Annotated in this window: 20 protein-coding genes and 1 tRNA gene; 8 read left to right on the forward strand and 13 right to left on the reverse strand. The window is 27.7% G+C overall.

Translation table 11 applies throughout. The annotated features are described in order from the left end of the window. Positions 1–3: 3 nt before the first annotated feature. A complete protein-coding gene (gene fliP / locus AVBRAN9334_RS03980; protein WP_214117334.1) occupies positions 4–738 on the reverse strand; it encodes a flagellar type III secretion system pore protein FliP in 735 nt (244 codons plus the stop codon). Positions 739–811: 73 nt separating this feature from the next. Between fliP and glmU the strand changes: the two genes are divergently transcribed. From glmU to AVBRAN9334_RS04015, 7 genes are read left to right on the forward strand one after another with little or no spacing between them, the layout of a single operon-like run. After that, positions 812–2,098 carry a bifunctional UDP-N-acetylglucosamine diphosphorylase/glucosamine-1-phosphate N-acetyltransferase GlmU gene (glmU, locus tag AVBRAN9334_RS03985; protein WP_336607091.1) on the forward strand — a complete coding sequence of 429 codons (1,287 nt, stop codon included), beginning with the start codon at positions 812–814 and terminating at the stop codon, positions 2,096–2,098. After that, entirely contained in the window at positions 2,098–3,261 is a 1,164-nt protein-coding gene (gene coaBC / locus AVBRAN9334_RS03990) for a bifunctional phosphopantothenoylcysteine decarboxylase/phosphopantothenate--cysteine ligase CoaBC (protein WP_214117336.1), read from the forward strand. Before glmU ends, coaBC begins: the two co-directional genes overlap by 1 nt. After that, entirely contained in the window at positions 3,254–3,829 is a 576-nt protein-coding gene (locus AVBRAN9334_RS03995) for a hypothetical protein (RefSeq protein WP_214117337.1), read from the forward strand. The genes coaBC and AVBRAN9334_RS03995 overlap by 8 nt, the downstream gene beginning before the upstream one ends. After that, a complete protein-coding gene (gene uppS, locus AVBRAN9334_RS04000; RefSeq protein WP_239802983.1) occupies positions 3,826–4,497 on the forward strand; it encodes a polyprenyl diphosphate synthase in 672 nt (223 codons plus the stop codon). The genes AVBRAN9334_RS03995 and uppS overlap by 4 nt, the downstream gene beginning before the upstream one ends. After that, positions 4,487–5,257 carry a prepilin peptidase gene (locus AVBRAN9334_RS04005; RefSeq protein ID WP_336607092.1) on the forward strand — a complete coding sequence of 257 codons (771 nt, stop codon included), beginning with the start codon at positions 4,487–4,489 and terminating at the stop codon, positions 5,255–5,257. The genes uppS and AVBRAN9334_RS04005 overlap by 11 nt, the downstream gene beginning before the upstream one ends. Then, positions 5,236–6,261 (forward strand): LptF/LptG family permease, encoded by a 1,026-nt coding sequence (locus AVBRAN9334_RS04010; protein WP_214117340.1) that lies wholly within the window; start codon positions 5,236–5,238, stop codon positions 6,259–6,261. The genes AVBRAN9334_RS04005 and AVBRAN9334_RS04010 overlap by 22 nt, the downstream gene beginning before the upstream one ends. Beyond that, entirely contained in the window at positions 6,262–7,092 is an 831-nt protein-coding gene (locus tag AVBRAN9334_RS04015; RefSeq protein ID WP_214117341.1) for a 1-aminocyclopropane-1-carboxylate deaminase, read from the forward strand. On the opposite strand, the gene AVBRAN9334_RS04020 is transcribed toward AVBRAN9334_RS04015, so the two are convergent. The 11 genes from AVBRAN9334_RS04020 to mraY form a co-directional block, all read right to left on the reverse strand. Further along, the gene (locus AVBRAN9334_RS04020; protein ID WP_336607093.1) at positions 7,089–8,456 is read right to left on the reverse strand and encodes an MFS transporter; all 1,368 of its coding nucleotides are present in this window, start codon (positions 8,454–8,456) and stop codon (positions 7,089–7,091) included. The two genes, AVBRAN9334_RS04015 and AVBRAN9334_RS04020, sit on opposite strands and share 4 nt — an antisense overlap. 328 nt (positions 8,457–8,784) lie before the next feature. Continuing rightward, positions 8,785–9,387 carry a hydrogenase-4 component G gene (locus tag AVBRAN9334_RS04025; RefSeq protein ID WP_214117343.1) on the reverse strand — a complete coding sequence of 201 codons (603 nt, stop codon included), beginning with the start codon at positions 9,385–9,387 and terminating at the stop codon, positions 8,785–8,787. Positions 9,388–9,464: 77 nt separating this feature from the next. Beyond that, on the reverse strand, positions 9,465–10,631 hold the full coding sequence (locus tag AVBRAN9334_RS04030; RefSeq protein ID WP_214117344.1) for an amidohydrolase: 1,167 nt from the start codon (positions 10,629–10,631) through the stop codon (positions 9,465–9,467). Further along, positions 10,631–11,395 (reverse strand): pseudouridine synthase, encoded by a 765-nt coding sequence (locus AVBRAN9334_RS04035; RefSeq protein ID WP_336607094.1) that lies wholly within the window; start codon positions 11,393–11,395, stop codon positions 10,631–10,633. The genes AVBRAN9334_RS04030 and AVBRAN9334_RS04035 overlap by 1 nt, the downstream gene beginning before the upstream one ends. Beyond that, the gene (locus AVBRAN9334_RS04040) at positions 11,395–12,318 is read right to left on the reverse strand and encodes a KpsF/GutQ family sugar-phosphate isomerase (RefSeq protein ID WP_214117346.1); all 924 of its coding nucleotides are present in this window, start codon (positions 12,316–12,318) and stop codon (positions 11,395–11,397) included. The genes AVBRAN9334_RS04035 and AVBRAN9334_RS04040 overlap by 1 nt, the downstream gene beginning before the upstream one ends. Positions 12,319–12,327: 9 nt before the next feature. Continuing rightward, a complete protein-coding gene (locus AVBRAN9334_RS04045; protein ID WP_336607095.1) occupies positions 12,328–14,232 on the reverse strand; it encodes a ribonuclease J in 1,905 nt (634 codons plus the stop codon). After that, positions 14,222–14,989, reverse strand: coding sequence for a 16S rRNA (adenine(1518)-N(6)/adenine(1519)-N(6))-dimethyltransferase RsmA (rsmA, locus tag AVBRAN9334_RS04050; RefSeq protein ID WP_336607096.1), 768 nt, complete (start codon positions 14,987–14,989; stop codon positions 14,222–14,224). Before rsmA ends, AVBRAN9334_RS04045 begins: the two co-directional genes overlap by 11 nt. A 102-nt stretch (positions 14,990–15,091) precedes the next feature. Continuing rightward, positions 15,092–15,167, reverse strand: a tRNA-Phe gene (locus AVBRAN9334_RS04055). 46 nt (positions 15,168–15,213) lie between these two features. After that, complete coding sequence (locus AVBRAN9334_RS04060; RefSeq protein WP_267523279.1) at positions 15,214–15,600, reverse strand: hypothetical protein; 387 nt, start codon at positions 15,598–15,600, stop codon at positions 15,214–15,216. Beyond that, positions 15,593–16,780, reverse strand: coding sequence for a UDP-N-acetylmuramoyl-L-alanine--D-glutamate ligase (murD, locus tag AVBRAN9334_RS04065; RefSeq protein ID WP_336607097.1), 1,188 nt, complete (start codon positions 16,778–16,780; stop codon positions 15,593–15,595). The genes AVBRAN9334_RS04060 and murD overlap by 8 nt, the downstream gene beginning before the upstream one ends. Positions 16,781–16,785: 5 nt before the next feature. Beyond that, entirely contained in the window at positions 16,786–17,832 is a 1,047-nt protein-coding gene (gene mraY, locus AVBRAN9334_RS04070; RefSeq protein ID WP_214117351.1) for a phospho-N-acetylmuramoyl-pentapeptide-transferase, read from the reverse strand. 97 nt (positions 17,833–17,929) lie between these two features. On the opposite strand from mraY, the gene thiD reads away from it, so the two are divergent. Continuing rightward, the gene (thiD, locus tag AVBRAN9334_RS04075) at positions 17,930–18,712 is read left to right on the forward strand and encodes a bifunctional hydroxymethylpyrimidine kinase/phosphomethylpyrimidine kinase (RefSeq protein ID WP_214120200.1); all 783 of its coding nucleotides are present in this window, start codon (positions 17,930–17,932) and stop codon (positions 18,710–18,712) included. A 23-nt stretch (positions 18,713–18,735) separates the two neighbouring features. Here thiD and AVBRAN9334_RS04080 read toward each other — a convergent pair whose 3' ends face one another. Then, positions 18,736–21,159, reverse strand: coding sequence for a hypothetical protein (locus AVBRAN9334_RS04080; RefSeq protein ID WP_336607098.1), 2,424 nt, complete (start codon positions 21,157–21,159; stop codon positions 18,736–18,738). Positions 21,160–21,319: the final 160 nt, after the last annotated feature.

The raw sequence follows: 21,319 nt of genomic DNA on the forward strand, positions 1-21,319 counted from the left end.
TTCCTATGTAAAACTTTTAACCAAATTACCAATTAATAAATTCCAACCATCAACTAAGACAAAAATTAGAATTTTAAATGGTAAAGATATCATAACCGGCGGCAACATCATCATACCCATAGCCATTAATACCGATGATACAACCATATCAATTACTAAAAAAGGTAAGTATAGCAAAAATCCTATCTCAAATGCAGTTTTTAATTCACTAATCATAAAAGCAGGAACTAAAGTTACTAAATCTACATCATCAATACTCTTAGGATTATCAATATTTCTTAAGCGATAAAATAGTGCTAAATCCTTTTCTCTAGTATTTTTAAGCATAAATTCTTTAAACGGCTTAACACTTAATGCAAATGCTTCTTCATAGCCTATTTTTTCTTCCAAATAAGGCTTAATTCCTGTTTCATAAGATTTATTAGCAGCTGGTTGCATTATAAAAAAAGTTATCACAAGTGCTAAAGATATTAAAATTGTATTAGGCGGCATTGCTTGTGTTCCCATAGCTTGTCTCATAAACGAAAACACTATAACTAATCTTAAAAACGAAGTGCATACAAATATAATACTAGGAGCTAAAGCCAATATAGTTAAAACTATGACTACATTTAAAGTAGTTACTAATTGACTAGGCGTTTCTGGTGCGCTTAGATTTAGATTTAATGTAGGAACGCTAAGTGGAGTATCAGCATAAATAAACACTGAAAACAATAATAAAAGCAATAGTTTTTTCACTAATTTCCTTAAATAGTTTTTAAAAATGTTATCCAAAACTTGCTAACATTTTCTTAAAATCTAAAGGAAAAATATGAAATTAAGCATAGTAATACTAGCAGCTGGTTTTGGCACTAGAATGAATAGTAATTTAGCAAAACCTTTGCATACAATTTGTGGAAAATCTTTAATTAAAATTATTATTGAAAATGCTTTGCAACTTAGTGATGATATAACTTTGATTTTACACCATCAAGCAGACGCTATAAAAGAGCATTTAAAAGATTATTCTAATTTAAAATATATATATCAAGATATGCAAAATCATAAAGGCACAGGCGGGGCTTTAATAAATTATGAGCCAAAATACGAAGAAGCGTTGATTTTAAATGCTGATATGCCTTTAATCACACAAAATAGTCTAAAAATTATAGCTAATACAAATTCTAAAATAGTTTTAAGCACTTTTAATAAATATAGTGCTAATTCTTACGGAAGAGTGATTAAAGAAAACGATAAAATAAGTAAAATTGTAGAAACAAAAGACGCAAACAATGAAGAATTAAAATGCACTTTATGTAATGCTGGAATTTATAAAATCAGTAAAGATATATTAAAAACTTACATTCCTAAGCTAAACAACAACAACGCTCAAAAAGAATATTATCTAACTGATATTATCAAAATGGCTATAGATGATAAAATAAGCGTTAGCGAATGCACCTTTGATGAGATTGAGTTTTTAGGCATTAATAATAAATTAGATTTAGAACAAGCCGAGCAAATTATGCAAAAAAGAATAAAAGATGAATTGCTTATAAATGGCGTTATTATGCATAATAAAGATAGTATTTTCATAGAGCTTGATACACAAATTAGTAATGATTGTGAGATTGAAAGTGGAGTTGTGATTAAGGCAAATTCTATTATAAAAAGCTCAAAAATCTTAGCAAATAGCGTTATAGAAAATAGTGAGATAATTAATTCAAGCATAGGGCCAATGGCTAGAATTCGTCCAAAATGCGTTATTAAAGATAGTAAAATCGGTAATTTCGTAGAATGCAAAAATGCAAAATTAGAAAATGTAAAAGCTGGGCATTTAGCTTATTTAGGAGATTGCGAGATTAGTAGTGGTGTAAATATTGGCTGTGGTGTGATAATTTGTAATTACGATGGCAAAAACAAACACCTAAGCAAAATCGGTAAAAATGTCTTCATAGGCTCAAACTCAAACCTAATAGCACCAATTAACATACCTAGCGATACTTTAATTGCAGCAGGTAGCACGATTAGCAATAAAGACGCTGCTAAATTAAAAGCAAAAGATTTATTTATAGAGCGTAATAAAGGCGTGATTTTTAATAATTTTAAGGATTTTTAATGAAAGTATTATTATGTGTTAGTGGAAGTATTAGCTTTTATAAAAGCTTTGAATTAATTTCTATGTTTAAAGAAGAAGGAATTAAAGTAAAAGCTTTATTAAGTGATGGGGCTTTGAAATTCGTCAATAAATTAGCTTATGAAGCATTATGTGAAAGTGTTTTAACAAGTGAGAATGAAAGCTGGGAAAATGATAAAAATCACATAATGTTTTCAAAAGATTGTGATGCTGTTGTATTTGCTCCTGCTAGTGTTAATTCAATAAATAAACTAGCTAATGGAGTTTGTGATAATGTATTTTTAAGCACCTTAATTGCTTCAAACAAACCACTAATAATAGCACCTGCAGCAAATACTAATATGTATTTAGCAAGTCAAACTCAAAAAAGCTTAGAATATTTAAAGAGTTTAGGTGTGAAAATAGTAAAGCCAATTAGCAAAACCTTAGCTTGTAAAGAATTTGGAATAGGAGCTTTAGCTAATACAAAAGATATTTTTCTAGCAACTTTAAGAGAAATTTATAAAGATAAATTCTATATGGGAAAAAATATTTTAATAACAGGTGGCGGCACTCGTGAGAGCATTGATTTGGTAAGAAATATAGGAAATTATTCAAGTGGAACTATGTCAGATGCACTAGCTAAACAAGCTTATTTAAGGGGTGCAAATGTGGTGTATTTAAAGGCTAGATGTGATGAGATTAAAAATGAAAATTTCACACAATTAAGCTACGATACAAGTGCTGAATTAAAAGCCTTAATGCAAGATTATAAAGAATTTGATTATTTATTTATGTGTGCTGCGGTTAGTGATTTTATCCCTATCAAACAAGAAAGAAAAATAAAAAGAGATGAATTTGATGAAGAATTTAATATCAAAATAAGACCCAATGATGATTTATTAGCTACTTTTAATTTTTCGGGTAAAAAAATCGGCTTTAAGCTAGAGTGTGATGAAAAGACTGCCTATGATAATGCAAAAAAAGCTTTAGTAAATAAAGGTTTAAGCTTATTATGTCTTAATATTTTAGGAGAACATACTCAATTTGGCTCAAGTAAAAACGAGATATTTTTCTGTGATTATTCAGGCATTAGTGAAGGGTATTTTGATACTAAAGAAAACTTAGCAAAAATTATTTTTGATAGAGTAAAAGCTGATGTTTAATGATGTTTTGCCAATTAAATTTAAAGTAATTGATAAATTAATGTTTAATCGCTACAAATTATTAATTGGTAAAAAAGAATTAACCACAAAATCAAACATTAATTTAGAGCCAAATACTTATTATTTAGCTGAAATTTATGATAGTTTAGTCTTTAAAAATCTTCAAGCTGATAAGGTTTTTGCCTATATTGATTATGATTGTTTTGAGTTATTAAAAATCGCTTTTAGAGATGATTTTAAATACACGCTAATTAATTCATTAATCCAAACAAATCAAAAATCAGATTATGAATGCTATAAAACAATGCTTTTTGCTTTGAATGAAGATATTTTATATTTACCTTGTTTGCTTGAAGGAAAACCTATATTAATTGAATATAGAAAGAAAAAAAATGAATTAGCAATTTATTATGATGTTTTTGCTAAATTAAGCCTTTTTTTAAATGATAATAAAATATTAACTAGCTTTTCTAAGGTTCAAAAAATCTGCTTTGAATATTCGCAAAATGTAGAATTGACTACTTATAAAGATGATTTTTTTAGCCTTAGTTATAAAGGAAATTTATGAACGAGTTAAATCATTTAGCAATCATTATGGATGGTAATGGCAGATGGGCTAAAAATCAAGGTTTATTAAGAAGTTTCGGGCATAAAGCAGGTGCAAAAACTATTGAAAGATTGGTAAAAGCTTGTATTGAAGAAGGCGTTTTAGAGCTTAGTTTGTTTGCATTTTCTACCGAAAATTGGAAAAGACCTAAAGAAGAAATTGAGTTTATTTTCAAACTACTTAAAGAATACTTATCTAGTGAATTAAACAATTTTATAAAAAACGAAATTAGATTTAAAAGCTTTGGAGATATTAGTGTTCTTGATTTGGATACTAAGAATTTAATTAATGAGTTTGAAGAAAAAACTAAAAATTACTCAAGAATTATTTTTAATCTAGGCATAAATTACGGCGGAAAAGATGAGATTTTAAGAGCTTTTAAAAAATTAAAAGCAAGTGATGAAGAAATAGATGAAAATAATTTTAATAAATATTTAGATATTAAAAACAATGTTGATTTATTGATTAGAACTGGCGGACATTTTAGGATTTCAAATTTCTTACTTTGGCAATGTGCTTATGCAGAGTTTGTTTTTACCCCTACTTTGTTTCCTGATTTTAAAGAAGATGAATTAAAAGAAATTATTAAAAATTATAGAATTTGTAAAAGGAATTTCGGTGGAGTTTAGTATTTTAGTTTTTATATTTGGGCTTGTTTTTGGCTCGTTTTTAAATGTATTGATTTTAAGACTACCTGAGAGAAAAAGTATTTTTTATCCGCCAAGTTCTTGTGGAAGCTGTAATAACAAATTGAAATTCTATCACAATATCCCTATTATTTCTTGGCTAGTTTTAGGTGGTAAATGTGGGTTTTGTAAAAGCAAAATAAGCATTCAGTATCCATTAATTGAGCTAATTGTTGGCTTTATATTTTTATATTGCATAGATATTAGTAGTTTAGAAAATCTTGCTTATTCTATTTGCTTAGCATTATCATTTAGCTTATTATTTGCACTTTGCATTATTGATGTTCGCTACCTTGCTGTGCCTAGCTTTACTTTAATGCTAACTTTGATTTTTGCTCTAATTTATACTCATTCAATAAGTAGTTTTAAAGATGCTTTAATCTTTGCAGGTGGTGCGTATTTGCTAAAATCTTTAATAGAGAGCATAATGAATGCAAAAGCAAAAAGCGATGATGAATGTATTCAAGTAATGGGCGAAGCTGATATTGAAATAATGGCATTAATTGGAGCGTTATTAGGAATTAAACTTGGTTTTGTGGCTATATTTTTAGGAGCTGTTGTGAGTTTGCCTGTTTTTATGTATCTTAGAATAAAAGGCAAGGAAAACATACAAGTTCCTTTTATACCATTTTTAAGCATAGGACTTGCTTTAGTATGGTTTTTCCCTAGCGTTGGGCAATTTTGTTTAGATTATGTGCAATGATTAAAAAATATTTATTTAGACAATTCATAGGCTCTTTTTTATCAATATTTTTAACGCTATTTTTAGTAAGCTCTATCATTGTCTTATTTCAAATAGCAAAAATTACTTCTTATATAGAATTAAGCTTATATGAATTATTTAAATTATATTCTCTTATGAGTGTAAAACTCATCATTTTTACTACTCCTATTAGCTTTTTTATTACCTGTTTTATGTGTATTCTAAGACTATCTAAAGAAAACGAAATAATTATGCTTTTTTCTCTAGGATTAAACCCTAGAAAAATAGCTAATTTTATTAGCTTTTTAGCCTTTATAGTAAGTTTGGTTTTATTAGTAATTAGCATAGTTTTAATGCCACTTAGCTTTTCTTTATATGATAATTTTATTGATTATAAAAAAGCCTTTTCTAAAATTAATCTTAAAAATGCTAATTTTGGTCAAAAATTAGGAGATTATATATATTTTGCAGATGAATTAGAGAATGGAATTTATAAAAATATTGTTTTATATTTGCCAAAAACAAATTCTAAAAACGAACAAATATTATTAGCCAATCAAGGAACAATCCTAAACGAAGATAATAAAATCACATTTAATTTAGACAATGTAATGCTATATAATTTCAAGCAAAATACAGAAATTGCAAAGATTAAAAACCTTAGCTTTAGCACCTTAATTAATTCAAAAATTACTAATATTCAATCATTTAAAGACTATTGGAAAGATTATAAAACCCCTTCAAAATCAAAAGAATTAGTAATTTATGTCCTACTTAGCCTACTTCCTATTGCAAGTGTTCATTACGCACTAGCATTTAGCATTATTAGCTCAAGGTATGAAAAAAGCCACGAGTATTTAGCTATGCTTGTGTTTTTGATAATTTATCTAGTTCCTATGATGATGTTTTTAAATTATCATTTTTATACTATTACTTTTGTATTTTTCACTTCGCTAATAATTTCTAAGATTTGCTTTAGGAAAAAGATTTTATCAAGGTATTAAATGTTTTCAACTCTTAAGATTTTTAATAAAAATATGATTATTTTAAGAGATGATTTATTAGGCGAAATTAACGGCAATAAAGCAAGAAAATTAGATATATTTAAAGACTTAAAACTCCCTTATAAACACATAATCTGCTATGGCTCAAGTCAATCAAATGCTATGCAAGCACTAGCACTCTGGACTAAAAATAATAATTATAATTTTTCTTTTGTCTGTGCTAGAAGATGCGAAATTAGTGGGAATTTAAAAAGTGCATTAGAAAATAATGCTGTGATTTATTATGCGAATAATCCTAAAGAATTTGCAAAAACTTTGCATAAAAATGATAATAATAGCTTTTTAATTAGCGAAGGTGTTTGTGAAGATTATGCTAGATTTGGCTTTTATAAAATGGCAAAAGAAATAGCAAAAATTGTAAATGAATTAGATTGTGATGTGGTATTAGCAAGTGGGACTTATACAAGTGCGATTTATCTTGAAAAATATCTAAGCACACTTTCAAATGCTAGAGTTTTTACAGCATCTTGCGTAAATGCTAATGAATATTTTGTAAAACAAATAAACAAACTTAATCCAAATTCCAAGCTAAAATTATTAAAAACTGCTAGAAAATATCATTTTGCAAATCTTTATGAAGAGCTATTTATATTAACAAAAAATATTAGCGATATTGAGTTTGATTTGCTTTATGATAGCGTTTGTCTAAAAGCAATTTATGAAAACCTTGATGAACTAAAAGAAAATATCTTATACATTCATCAAGGCGGATTAATTGGTTCTAAGAATTTAGAACTTCGTTATAATAAAAAATATAATCTCATAAATTAAAATTTCTTATTCTTAGCACCAAAGTGGCAAAGTAAAGAAAACACAATACACATAATACAAGCAAATAAAAGCATATATAAACCTGCATTCCAACCAAAAGCATCAACCATAGCACCTAAAAGCATAGTTCCTAAAGAAGCTCCTACGACATAGCTCATAAATCCACGAAGACCAACGCAAGAACCTACAGCAAAAGCAGGAACAACTTCCATAGTTTGAACACTTGCTAAAAATTGTGGCACATATACTAAACACCCAGCTGCTGCTGCAAAAAATATAGTGTAGTAAATATTATCGCTCGTAAAATATCCAATAATCATAAAAAATATTATACAAACAGCAAGAATTGCAGGTGGCATTCTATATCCTTTAAATAATCTATCAGATATAATTCCTGCTAACATTGTTGATGGAATTGCAGCCCATTCAAAGAATAAAAACGCTGTATGCATTTGCTCTTTACTAAAGCCTTTTACAGATAAAAGATAAATAGGAAGCCAATTTATCAACCCAAATCTAATCATATAAACAAAAGTATCCATCCAAGCAACATACCAAGCATTAGGGTTTTTTAGAACATATTTAACAAATATTTCTTTACTACTTAAATCAGTAGTTGAAGCTGAGTTTTTAATATCTTCTTCATAACCTCTTAATTTATTAATCTCGTTTAATTCTTTTAACCCTTCATTTTTAGGATTATCCTTAACAGCGTATAAAACATAAACACTAATTAACAAGGCTAAAATTGCTGGGACATAAAAGTGATTTACTTTCCAATAAGTAGCATTAAAATCAGCCGCAGCAATCCCTAATACAGGAGATAATATTAAAACAGATTTAGAAATAATTGGAGCTACCAAACCCCCTCCAATATTATGGCTTATATTCCAAATAGCAGTATAAATTCCTCTTTCTTTTTTAGGATACCAATTAGCAAGAGTAATAAAACTAGGTCCAACGCCCATTCCTTGAAAAACTCCAAGTGCAATAACAGCACCTACATAAGCATATAAAGCATTGCAAAAGCCTAATAATACATTAATTAACGCACATAAAATAAGACCTAAAGCCATATATCTTTTTGGGTCAGCCTTATCACTTAAAGCACTCATAACGCCTTTACTAATACCATAAGCAATTAACATAGAACCAGTAATTAAACCTATATCAGAATTATTTACTGCTAAATCAGTCTTAATTAATGGAGTAGATAGGGTAATATTGTTTCTTACTAAATAATATCCCATATAACCAACAAACACACCACTTAACGAAAGTTTTCTATACTTATAATAAGTGCTTAGCAACTCATCATCTTTAACCACCCTATCCTTTTTGACAGGTCTTAAAAAAGAAATCATCTTTAATCCTTTTAAAAAATTTTTAGAGATTTTATTTCAATTTATTTTAAAATAATATTAATTGTTAAGCCATACTAAGAATAATTTTTGTTTTATAGTATTAATAAATATTTATTATTAAAAGTTTAAGAATTTAATTATTCATAATTAATTATAAGTGCAAAATATAATGATTTTACTTTATTATAAAAGCTAAAATTAATTGATTAAATTATCTAATTAGTATGAAAATTTTATTTTAAATTGTTTTAATATAAGAATATTTGTTTTTAAGAATTTGAAATTATTTTTATTTATAAATATTAAATGCCTAAAAATAGGCATTTAATTAAGCTTTTATATCTACTACATTGCCGCCTAATTCAGCTATTTTATCATCTATAGCTTTTACAGCGCGTTCAATTGTAGCATTCGCAATATCAGCATATCCTTTGCTAAAACCACCTAAAGTCTTATCGGCGTCTTTAAAACCACGCATAATTCCTTCACGACCTGCTTTTAACTTTTCAATATCATCTCCAGCACCAGCTAGAACAAAACCAGCTATTCTATCGCCAGTTTGCTTACTACCCCAATAGCCATCTTCACTAATTAATTCTTTAGCTTTTGCAGGAGTTAAGTTTTGTAAATTCTCAAAACCATCACCTAATTTACCTAAAGTTCCAAGAAAAGTATTAAGTTGCATTTCATTTTTTGAAAAACTAAATATACTTCCTTGAGTATTAAATTGAGAAAAGCTAATTTGCATACTTTGTGCTATATAAGCATTTGTAATATCCTTACCACTAATACTACTTAAATCCCTATCTCCTAAGTCAATGCCTATATTTTTTAAATTATCTTTTATAGCATTTCTTGCATCATCTTGAGTTTTTACACTTTTTGGTAAGCCACTCGTAAAACCTGAATTACTAACAGAACCTACATTCATAATCTTCTCCTTTTAAATATAGTCTTTTTTATATCGGCTAAATAATAAATTTATTTAATTTTTTAATAAAAATAAATTTATTTTAAATAATTTAATACTAAATTTGCAAAATACTTACTAGCTAGCAGCAATACTTCATCGTTGAAATTATATTCTGGATGATGAAGATTTGCACTATCTCCGTTATTTATAAAAGCATATGTTCCTTTAACCTCATCTAAAAATGCAGAAAAGTCTTCACTACCCATTAAATGCGGGTGTTCAAACTCACATTCATCTTCACCAAAACTCTCAATCGCAGCAAGTCTTGCTAACTCGTGTGCTTCATCGTTATTGATAGTAGCTTTTATATTTTCAGCTCTTTTTACTATGGCTTTTATATTAAAAGCATTTGCTAAGTTTGTTGCTAATTCTTTAATTCTTGTATCAATAAATTCAAGCTCTTGATTGCTAAGACCTCTTACATTTATCATAACACTAGCTTCATTTGGGATTATATTAAATGCTTTTGTAGTCCCTGCTAGAAAGCCTGTAACATTTACAACGCTATCTTTTAATTCTAAAGATTTAAAAGTATATAAAGCATTTACAAAATTATTTGCAACGCTTATTGGGTCTTTGCATAAATGTGGAGCCGATGCGTGTCCGCCTAAGCCTATAAAATCTACTTTATAAGCACTTACACCTGCCATCATTACGCCTTTTTTCATAAAGAATTTCTTATTTTCATAGCCTTTCATCTGTGAAATTGGCATATTATGAATTCCATAAATATAATCAACCTTAAAGCGTTCTAAAACTCCATCTTTTATCATTCTCATAGCACCGCTTAGCATTTCATTATCACAACATTCTTCAGCAGGTTGAAAAAATAAATTAAGAGTTCCATTAAAATTAGCACTTGCTAAATACTTAGCAGCCATTAATAATCCTGCCGTATGCCCATCGTGTCCGCAAGCGTGCATACAGCCATTCTTACTAGCATAATCAAGTCCTGTGCATTCTTCTATACTAAGCGCATCCATATCAGCTCTAAGACCTATGCTTTTAGTAGAATTTCCTTTCTTTAATACTCCTACAACACCTGTTTTTCCTATGCCTTCATAAACTTCATAACCAAATTCTTTTAGTTTATTTGCAACTAATTTTGCGGTATTAAACTCATTAAATCCTAGCTCTGGATTTGCGTGTATGCTATGTCTTAACTCTATAAATTCTTTATGTAAATTATTTAATTCTTTCATTAATAATACACCTTATTTTCTTTTAAAAAGCTTCTTAAATCTTCGTATTCGCTATTGGTTAAAAATCTATATTTTTTAGGCTTTAATACACCCAAATCAACCCTACCAAAAGCAACCCTTTTAAGCTCCACTACTTCTAAATCAAATTCAGCAAAAAAGCGTCTTAATTCTCTATTTTTACCTTCATCAATAATAACTCTTAGTTTTGTATATCCGCCACTACTTCCAAAAATCTCATATTCTAAAAAAGGCTTTAGACTAAGATTTGTGATTTTGCTTTTTGGATGTGCTCCTTTTAAGCTATTTACAATCTCAAGTCCATTTTCCATAGCATTAATTACTTCTTTTGTGATAGTTCCTTTAATTTTTAAGTAATATTCACGCTCTAAGTTACTTTGCATTAAAAAATCAGCTATTACAGGACTATCTACTAATAAAAGTATGCCCGTTGATGAAAAATCTAATCTTCCAACAGGATTAAAATGTCTAAAATCTCTTGGCAAATTATCATATATCAAGGCTCTTCCACGCTCATCTTTATGGCTTACTAATTCGCCTTTATCTTTATGATATACGATGACGCTAAATTCACTTTTTTTATAAATTCTTTTACCTTTTACAAAAACTTTATCATCAATTCCAACTTCACTCCAGTCTTCTAAGCAAACTTTGTTATTAATCTTTACTAAGCCTTCTTTTATTAATTTGTCAGCTTCTTTTCTTGAATACTTGCTATTGTGTGCTATAAATTTATTAAGTCTCATCACTCATCCAATAATTGTAATAATCCTATTATTTTTTCATTCTCAAGAACTACTAAAATTGATATTTTGTTTTCTTTCATATAAGAAAACGCCTTATGTGCTAAAACTGATTTTTCTATAGTTTTAGGATTTTTACTAGCATATTCTAAGGCTAATTGCTCTAAAGAAAAATCGTCCTTAGCCATAGCTCTTCTTAAATCCCCATCACTTAAAAATCCAACTAATTTTTCATTATCAACTAATAAAGCACAACCAAAACTTGCCTTGCTCATACAAATAATAGCGTCTTTTAAACTAGCATTTTTGCTTATTATCGGTAGATTGTTTTTATGCATTAAATCACTAACTTTTACATAATACTTTTTACCTAATGCTCCACCTGGATGATTTATACCAAAATCACTAACGCTAAAATCTTTTAAATTAATAACACAAGCTAAAAGCGCATCAGCTAAAGCTAGAGTTAGAGTAGTTGAGCTAGTAGGTGCTGGTAGATTTGTGATTGCTTCATTGCAATTTGTAGCAATATTGAAACTACAAGCATTTGCTAATGGAGAATTGCTTTGAGAAATGCTAATTAAAGTAGCATTTCTATCATTTAAAAATGGTAATATTTTTAACACTTCTTCGCTTTTACCACTAAAAGAAATTAAAATTACCACATCATCTTTACAAATATTTCCCAAATCTCCGTGCATTAACTCACTAGCATGAATAAAAAATGACCTTACCCCACAACTAGCAAACGAAGCTGCAATTTTGCGTCCAACGATACCACTTTTACCAACTCCAACAATGATTAAATTCCCTTTGCATTCACTAATTATCTTAGCAACTTCACAAAAACTCTCATCTAAAGAATTTGACGCTTCTTCTAAAGCGAAGGCTTCTCGCTTTAGAATGTTTTTTGCAATTTCTAGCATATTTTATCCTTAATGAATATTTAATAATAAATACGGATATTTTTTATATTTTTTGAAAAAATACTTCTTAAGTGCATTTCTAAGTGCAGGTTCAAATGCCTTTTTATCCTTTAATAAAGTATCTTTTGCATCAGCTATAAATAATTTAATATAATTGCTAACATCAGTTGCAAAATCTTGAGCTAGTTTATTTGATACTAAACCAAAATTGATTATATGTGCGTGATTTAGTGTCCTTGCACCCATATTAATATGAAGATTAAGCTGCACTATTCCATGCTCTGCAAGATTTTTTCTAGTATTTAATAAATCATCATGCACTTCTCTATCTACTTGATTATCTATATAAGTTTTACCTGTTTTAACGGTTTTTAATCTTCTTAATTTATTCCAGCTAATCTCCATTTGATCGCCGTTATTTAATAAATATATATTTTTTTCATTCACACCACAAGCAATTGCACTAGCTTTGTGCTTACTGATATGAGAATACTCTCCATGCACAGGCAAGAAATATTTAGGTTTTACAAGTCTTAAGATTAGCTTTTGCTCTTCACTTGCTGCATGACCGCTTACATGAATTTCACTAAATTCTTGATAAGCAACACTTGCTCCATGACGCATTAATAAATCAATTACACCTGATACACTTGCTTCATTACCAGGAATTGCTTTAGCACTTATAATTACTTGATCATTAGGCTTAATTTTTACATGTTTGTGTTCGCTTGTAGCCATTCTATATAATGCACTCATACTCTCACCTTGTGAGCCTGTAGTTACTATTAATATCTCTTCATCAGGATATTTATCAAGCTCATCAGCACTTATAAAAATCTTTTTATCAAATTTTAAATATCCAAGCTCAATTGCTGTAAATAGATTTCTTTCCATAGAACGACCTATAATACAAACTTTTCTATTATATACAAGTGCGTGTGTGATTGCTTGATGGATTCTGTGAATGTTTGAGCTAAATGTACTCATAATCACACGACCTTTGCATCTTGAATAAATCAAATCAAAAGTCCCACCAACGGTGCTTTCGCTCTTAGTTACACCTTCGCGGTAACTATTAGTACTATCGCTAAATAAACATAAAACACCTTTTTCGCCATAATAAGCTAAACGATGTAAATCACTAGCATAACCATCTATTGGAGTATGGTCAATCTTAAAATCTCCCGTATGAATAATAGTTCCAGCAGGAGTATTTATAGCTAATGCACAGCTATCTATAATACTATGAGTTATATGCATAAACTCAACTTTAAAAGAGCCAATTTCATAAATTTGTCTTTTTGTAATTGGTCTAAATAATTTGCATTTATCTTTAAGCCCGTGTTCGCTAAATTTATTTGAAATCATTCCAAGTGGAAGCGGCGTAGCATAAATCGGAAAATCAAATTCTTTATAAAAATAAGGCATTGCTCCAATATGATCTTCGTGAGCGTGAGTGATAAGAACAGCTTTTACTTTATCTTTTATCTTTCTAATATAAGAAAAATCAGGAACTACAATATCAACACCTAAAGTATCAGCATCAGGAAAGCTCATTCCAATATCAATGATAATAGCTTCATCTTCATACTCAATTACGCTCATATTTCCACCAATAGCACCAAGTCCGCCTAATGGAGTAAATTTAACACTTGCATTACCTTTGTAATTTATCCAAGGATATAGCCTTTTTTCTTGAGCTTTTTCGTTTTCTTTCATTGATTCAGCTAAGGCTTTTTGCCAATCTAAATCACCTTTTAAAGAAGCTGGTAAGATTTTTTTCTTACGCTTTTTTTTCTTTTTAGCTTTTTTATCGTCAATTTCTTCTTCTAATTCTTCTAAAAGTTCATCTTCGTTTTCAGCGTTTTCATAACTTCTTGCTACTTTTGTTTTTTCTAAATCTTCAATATTCATTTTCATCCTTTAGTAATTTAAAAAGTTCTAAGAATGATTTAACAGGTATTTCATGAGCTCTTTTGTTTTCATCAATTTCTAGCTTATCTAATGCTTGTTTTACCTTTGTTTTATTTGAAAATGAACTAAGCATTTTTTTTCTTGGTTGATTAAAGGCTATCTTGATAAAAGAATTAAAAGCTTTTAAATCTTTTTTATCCAACAAACTAGGCTTTTTAATAAGCTTAATTACACTAGAATTTACTTTTGGCATAGGAGTGAATGCACTAGGTGGCACTTCACAAACATTAACTTTATCACAAAGTAAATCCGTAATAACACTTAAAGCACAATAATCAATCCCAAAAAATCTATCTGCTAATTCTTTTTGAATCATCACAAGCATACCTATGCAGTTATCATCAAATAAAGCATTTATAATAATTTGCGAACTAATATAATACGGCAAATTAGCACATATAAAATAAGGCTCATCGCTAATTTTTACATTCATAACATCAGCATTTATTAGCGTAAAATCTCCACTTAAAATCTCTTTATTAAAACGCTCGTTTAAAATAGGAATTAAACTATCATCTATTTCAAAACTTGTTAATTTAAAACCGCTTTTAAGTATTGGAGCAGTTAAATCACCTAAGCCAGGCCCAATTTCAATTAATTTTGCTTTTAAATCTTTGGGTATCGCTTGGATGATCTGCTGTTTTACTAACTCATCTTTTAAAAAATTTTGTCCGAATTTCTTTTTTGCCTTAATCATTTGGGGAGTATATGAAAAAATATTTAATGTATAGAAAAATTATTTTGAAATTCCTATTTCAAATTCTCAAACAAAAAATAATAAAAAGTGGGAAATTTAAAATGGTGGTTAGAGGCAGAATCGAACTGCCGACACGCAGATTTTCAGTCTGCTGCTCTACCGACTGAGCTATCCAACCACCGAAGTAAAAGCCGTTATTATATATGATAATTCTTAAATTATGCTTAAATTTTTTCTAATGCGAAAATTTGTTGTTTTAAAAACGAATAATTAAGTATTGAAAGTATAAAAACTACAATACTAGCAATACTTAAAAATGAAATACCTATTTCAAATTCTTGAAAAAATAAAATTATCAAACATAAAATCATTACTAAAAAACTAAGACTTATCGCTTTTATTTGTCTTTTTTTAGCCTTATCAAAATTATTTTCATTTTGATTTTTAAATAAAATCACCCTATCAATAGCAACTACAAAATAAGTATTTTCGTAATTTTTTAATTCATCTTGGATTATAAATTCTTTATTTTTATAAAGTAATTTATTATTTTTCACACTATACTCACTTGTAATTAAAGCACTTTTTGCAAGTCTTAAAAAGCTAAACATCTAAATCTTTCATATATTTTATAAACAAATCCCCACGCTCAGCATAAGAACTAAACTCATCTAAACTAGCACACGCAGGACTTAATAATGCTATTTCTTTAGTTGTTAAATCTTTATAAATCATACTTACAGCTTCTTTTAGATTGGTTCTAATTGGGTTTAATCCGTGCTTTTTAGCAATATCACTAAAATCGCTCTTACCTATTAAATAAAGCTTTGTATTTTTGTCTAATTTTGAGAAAAACTCATTTAAATCTTGACCTTTAGCATCTCCACCAGCAATTAAATGTAAAGGCTCTTTAAAACTATTAATAGCAGCAAGTGCAGCTGAAATATTAGTAGCCTTGCTATCATCAATCCAAATTCTATCTTTGCTATCTTTAAAAATCTCAACTCTATGACGACCAATTTTAAACTTAGATATTTTTTCATATTCAATTTTGCCACTAATAATCTTACAAGCAGCCAACGCTAAACACGCATCTAATAAAAACGGCTCATTGTAATTTAATCTAGCTAAATCAATATCAAAAAGCTTAGCTAAATCACTAGAATTCTCATAAAAATATTTAATACAATTTGCACTCTTTAAATACTCTTCATATTTTTTAGGCACAATAATACTTGCTGTTTTATTCATTCTAAAAATTAAATCAAGTTTTGCTTTTTCATAATTATTAAAGCTTCCATGCCAAGAAATATGATCATCACAAATAGGTAATAACACATAAAGTTCAGGTCTTGCAACCTTAGTATAATGAAGGGCAAAAGAGCTCATCTCAAGGACAACTAAAGGTGCTTTAAGATTCATTAATGCAATTGGTTTTCCTATATTTGCTCCTGCTTCAATATTAAGCAAATAAGAAATCATTTCCGTTGTAGTAGTCTTACCATTAGTCCCACTAACCCAAATGCTAAGCCCTAAAGCTTCGTTATAAAAATCAATCTCACTTGTTAAATTCTTAGCACTTTTACATAAAATATGATTAGGCGCAATTCCAGGACTAACTACTTCTATGCTACTTTTATCAGGATTAAAATAGCTTGTAGGTAAAAGCTTATTACCAAATTCATCTTCACTACAAACGCTAAATTTATCATCATATATATACCATTCACCCTTTTTATAAGTGCTTGTAATTGCCTTAGCAACATTTCCATATCCAAACATTGATAACATAAAACTCACCTTAATTTAATAGTAATTAACGCTAAAACATTGCAAATAAATGCAATTAGCCAAAATCTAACTATGATTTTATTTTCACTCCAACCAATTTGCTCAAAATGATGATGAATTGGAGCCATTTTAAAAATCCTTTTATGAAATATTTTAAAACTTCCAACTTGTAAAATAACGCTAATAGTCTCAAGAACAAAAACAAAACCTATTAAAATTAATAAAATCTCATTTTTTGAAATTATCGCTAAATATCCAACAATAGCTCCTAATGTAAGAGAACCGCTATCTCCCATAAATACTTGTGCTGGATGGCAGTTATACCATAAAAATCCTAGTAAAGCACCAATTAATGCAAGTGCAATTACAACGCATTCTTCACTCCCGCTTACTCTAGGTAGTAGTAAATAATTAGCATAAACAGCATTTGAGCTAAGATATAAAAACACTGATAATGTAAATAATGAAAACACACTAGGCACACAAGCAAGCCCATCAAGCCCATCAGTTAGATTAATAGCATTTGAGCTAGAAATTAACACCAATACCCAAAATAATAAAGCAAAATACTTCATATCAATTATAGGATATTTATAAAATGGGACAAAAAGTTCTGTGCTAAAATTCCCATATATCATAATAGGTAATATTGTTATTAAAGACGCAATTAACATTAAAATCATTTTAGAGCGTGGTTTTAACCCAGCCTTATTTGCCTTTTTTAATACCTTGCCTAAATCATCAATTATTCCAATAGCACCAAAACAAACAATACACAAAATCGCACTAAAACTATAAACATTAAATGTAGTAAAAACAAGACTAGATAATAAAGCAGCACAAATAAAAACAACCCCACCCATTGTAGGAGTATTAGATTTTTTTTGATGATTTAGTGGTGCATCACTTAAAATTGGCTGATTTGCCCCTACACTCTTTGCCCAAGAAATAAAAAGTGGCATAATAATTAATGTAATAATAAACGATAATAAAAACGCTAAAAAAGCCCTAACGCTAATGTAAGAAAATAAGTTTATATCAAGGTTAAACATTTTTGTTCCTAATAAATTTATAAAAAAGGCAAATATTATAATAAAATTATAAATTTTTAGAGTATTATTTCCGTTTTAACCAATATAAGGAGTTTATATGTTAAATCCAGTTCTAACAATAGCAGGAAGTGATTGCAGTGGTGGTAGCGGACTTGAAGCTGATTTAAAAACCTTTACTATGCATAAAACTTTTGGAATGGCAGTAGTTTTAGGAGTATATGCTGTAAATACTCAAGGAGTTTATGGTGCTTGTGTTATGAATGAAGATATTGTATCAGCTCAATTTGATGCAGTATTTAAAGATATTCCACCAAAAGCACTAAAAACAGGATTAATGGGGGATGCTAATTTAATAAGATTAACTATTGAAAAATTTAAAGAATATAAACCTAAAAATATAGTAATTGACCCTGTTATGTTTGCTAAAAGTGGTTTTAGATTAATAGGAGATGAAGATTTTAAGCTTTATGTAAATGAGTTTATCAAATTCGCTGATATTTTAACGCCTAATAAATTAGAAGCTGAACTTTTATGTGGATTTGAGATTAATTCTAAAGAAAAACTAAAAGACGCTGCTAAAAAATTAATAGACTTAGGTGCTAAAAGCGTGATTGCTAAAGGTGGAAAATATTTTGATTTAGCAATAGATTATTTTTATGATGGAAAAGACTTTTACGAGCTTTACGGAAAAGCTTTAAACACCACAAACGATCACGGCGCAGGATGTACTTTAAGTGCTTCTATAGCTGCTAATTTAGCTAATGGACTTTCTAAACTACAAGCTGTAAAAGATGCTAAATTATATACACAAAATGCAATGGAATTTGCTCCAAACTTAGGAAGTGGTAGAGGCCCATTAAATCATATGTTTAATTTATAAAAAGGCAAAATATATAATTTTGCCTAAAACTTATATCCAAAACCCATTCTAAAAAAATAAGAATTAAATTCTTTAAAAAACTGCTTACTTAAATCAATATCCAAACTTAAACTATCATTTAATAAATACTTAGTTTGTATTCCAAGCTCAAAACTATTAAGATTTTTAAAATATAGATTTTCTTTAGAATATCCATCACTTATCATAAGCAATTTATCCTTGCTTAAACTTTTAAAATAATTACTATTGAGAGAAAATGTAAAATCATTATTAAGGTATTCTAAAGCAAAACCTAATTTTAAAAAGCAATTATTTTGCCTTTTAAATAAAGCTTTTATATATTCATTTTTATATTTTGTCTTTGGTAAGTATTCAAAAACAAAAGCAATATTTGGCTTATATACAAAATAATTTTCATAACTTAATCCAAATTCTACTTTTGAATTAACGCTAAAATAATCTTTATTTATAATCCCTAAATCATCAAGATTTATCGCAACTTCGTGCTCATTGTATTTAAAATCAGTATTTATATAAAAATTATCAAAATTAAAATTAGCATAAAATCCGCCGCCATAGATTTTATGATTTTTGCTTTCATTATTTAAGCTATATAAAAATAATCCTAAATTATTATAAAAATAATTATATTCATTAGATTTATTTATTTTTATTAGATTTAGCCAATAATTTATATCATTTATATCCCCACTTAAATACTCATAATCTAAATAATCAAACCTTTTGCTATCAAAATTTAATCTTGAAATAGAATAATTTAATAAATCTTCTTTATAGAATTTATTTTTTATATTATTAATTAGCTTTTTATCCACACCAATTTTTGCAATATCAGGATTTTTCGCTGTAATTTTATTTATTGCATTATTTTCTAAATTCTTTTTATATTTATCATCAAATAATTCATTAATATCGCTAATATTTAAAGAGTTAAAATCCCCTATCCCAAGCAAAAAAGCTCCATTTTGCTCTTTTTTTACTATTACTTCTTTATCAAAACCAAAAACACTAAAGCCTTTTATAGTATATACAGCAAAATCTTTACTTAAATCCTTACTACTCCTTGCTAAAAGTAAAGGAAAAAATCCTAAATTATTTTGATAATTTACAATTTTTATATCATTATTTACGCCTTTTATCTCTTCATCAACGACAATAGCCCCACTAAAACCATCATTAAAATAAAGAACAAAATTATTATTATTAGCTTCTAGTGTTTTAGCTCTAAAACCACCATAAATTGATGAAGAATTTAAAATCAAATTATCAAAAATCATATTTTTTGAATTAATTGTAGAATTATTGATTTTCGCATTTTTTACTTTTAATTCTTCATTAGCTAAATTACTATAAGCAATCTCAATATCCCCACCTAAAATATCAGCATTAATAGCAGATGCATTAGCATAAAAATACGCATTATCGCTTTGAGTAATGGTATTATTAAAAGTAGATTTATAGCTTGTAAAAAATCCACTATTATTTATCTTTTCAAAACTAGAATAAATACTATCTACATTTAAAGTATTTTCTAATTGATTTTTAAACTTAAAATTGCTTCCTACTAAATCACCATTATTAATAACCCTATCATTAAAGGTAATATCATTTCCAATAACCCAGCCATTAATATCATTATCTAATTCTTTATTAAAAGTAGTAATATCACCTAAAATCATACCATCATTATAAGTATTTGCAAAAGTTAAATTCTCTCCAGAAATAGTGCTATTTTGATTATTTTTTAGATTATTTTTAAATTCTAAAAAATCCCCATTGATAGTATCATTATTGATTACTTCGCCAATAAATTCTGCATTATTTACATCCATAACAGCATTGTTAATTACTTCATTAAAACTAGCTTTATTATCTATAAAAATATATGAATTATTTTCTAAAATTGATTTAAATGATAAATTATTTCCAGATATAAGCCCATCAGTATCATTTAAAACATCTCCATTAAAAGTATTGTTATCTCCAAAAATCCAGCCTTCTTGAAAGTTAATAAAATCATAAAAAATATTATCATCTCCATAAATTAAGCCATAATTTTGCATATTAAAAAAATTATTATGATTAGCTTCTATCATTCCATCATATAGATTAAAAAACTCTTGATTTGTAGTAGTATTGGTGCTTAAGAAATATCCATTATTAACAAACATTTGAATATTATGAAATGAGCCTTCAAAAAATCCACCATTATACACCTCGTTAAAAGTAGAAAAATTACCACTTAAAGTAGCACCAAAATTATTATTAAAAACACCAGAAAATTGATTTTTATCACTATTTATGACGCCTTCATTATCTATATCTTCATTTGTAATTATCTGATTTGAAATCACTTCATTTTCATTGATAATTAAAGCATTTAAAAAAGTTAAACTAAATAAAAATAACAAATATTTTTTAAACAATATAAACCTTTATATAAAAATAATTTTTAATTATATTTAAAAATTAGCTAATATTAAAATATCAAAATAATATTTTAAATTCTAATTTAATTTTTTATATAATATTTATAATTATTTTCAATTATTCTTAAGAAATGATTTTTATAATTAATATTTTTTA

The organism is Campylobacter sp. RM9334 (genome assembly GCF_020138145.1).
Taxonomy (GTDB): Bacteria; Campylobacterota; Campylobacteria; order Campylobacterales; family Campylobacteraceae; genus Campylobacter_E.